This window comes from Virgibacillus sp. CM-4 (genome assembly GCF_000445495.1).
Classification (GTDB): Bacteria; Bacillota; Bacilli; order Bacillales; family Amphibacillaceae; genus Virgibacillus; species Virgibacillus salexigens.
This window is the reverse complement of record NZ_AUQA01000016.1, coordinates 1-1,366: the sequence shown is the minus strand read 5'-3', so window position 1 is coordinate 1,366 and position 1,366 is coordinate 1. Positions and strand designations below refer to the sequence as shown.

The 1,366-nt window shown below is 42.1% G+C and carries 1 protein-coding gene and 1 pseudogene; both read left to right on the top strand.

All coding sequences use genetic code 11. The features are described 5' to 3' along the window. Positions 1-119: pseudogene (locus M948_RS43810) on the top strand (ABC transporter ATP-binding protein); the annotation flags it as partial. Between the two features lie 75 nt (positions 120-194). Continuing rightward, a protein-coding gene (locus tag M948_RS43075) for an IS630-like element ISBs2 family transposase (RefSeq protein ID WP_155974856.1) occupies positions 195-1,240 on the top strand; the annotation gives its coding sequence in 2 pieces (ribosomal slippage) (positions 195-698 and positions 701-1,240; 1,044 coding nt in all). Positions 1,241-1,366 lie beyond the last annotated feature (126 nt).

Genomic DNA, 1,366 nt, shown 5'->3' with positions numbered 1-1,366 from the left:
TGCTCGGTGCGGATATGCCGGAGCTTACAACGATGAAGCGTATTGGATTTATGGCTCAATCCGATGCGCTGTACGGGGAGTTGACCGCGCTAGAAAATATGCAATTTTTTGCTTCTATATAAATTGAAATAAAGGTTTTCTCCCGTTCCACGGCGAATAAATACAAAGAGAAAATAGGGGAACGGAGAGAAAATATGATGCCAAATCACAAAGACGAGATCGAAAAGTTGTCCACTGCCATGAAAGAAGCAAAAAGTAAACGAGCATATGAACGCTACCAAGCGATTTATCTTCATTTGCAGGGATATACCAAAGGAGAAATCGCAACGATTATTGATCGATCCAAGAAAACTATTTATAACTATATTCATGCCTACGCCCAGCGCGGTCTTGATGGACTGGAGATGAAATACTCACCTGGCGCCCCACGTCGATTGACCCCTGAGCAGGAAAAAGAGCTGGCTTTGATCATTGAACATCAGCTCCCCGTAGATGTGGGATTCGAAGCAAAATATAATTGGACGCTTGCGATAATCGCTGAACTCATTCAACAAAAGTGGGGGCCAACATACACGCTTCGCGGAACAAGTGGCATTCTGCATCGGTTAGGGCTAAGCTATACGAAACCGACCTATACACTAGCCAATGCCGATGAAGAGAAACAAAAAGAATTCGTCGAAATCACCTTCCCTGAAGTAAAAAAAAACTGGTAGATGGGAACATCGCCCATGTCCTCTTTCAAGATGAGTCGATGATTCGTGATTACCAAGCGATTCAAAAAACATGGTTTGTCAAAGGAAAACAACGAATCATTCCGACGTTTGGAAAACATCAAGGGCTGAAGCTGATTGGCACGTTGAACTACGAAACAGGGGAAGTGTTTTGCATCGAAGAAGAATGCTATGACGCGGAAACATTTCTTCGATTTCTTCAACTTGTGTTAGAACGCTATCCCACAGGCAAAATAGTGATGATTTTAGATAACGCTCGAATTCACCATGCCAAACTCATTCAGCCATTTTTAAAAGAACACGAAGATCGGTTAGAGCTCGTCTTTTTGCCACCATACAGTCCGCAATTGAACTTGATTGAAGGGCTATGGAAATGGCTGAAATCAGACGTGATTTACAACGTGTTCTATTCGAGTGTGCAAGAAATTAGAAAGAATGTCCAAGCCTTTATTCAGCGAATCAACCAGAAACCAGAACAAACGATCGATCGTTTGTGTGTTCAGTTGTAAATCTTTAATTCAACTTATATATATTTCGAAATTGAAATTTCACGAGGTACAACGGAGAATGGTGACGATTCATCTTTAGCTAAGCGTTTCAAGTGATGGGGAAGGAAGCGCTGAACGGTATTCGCA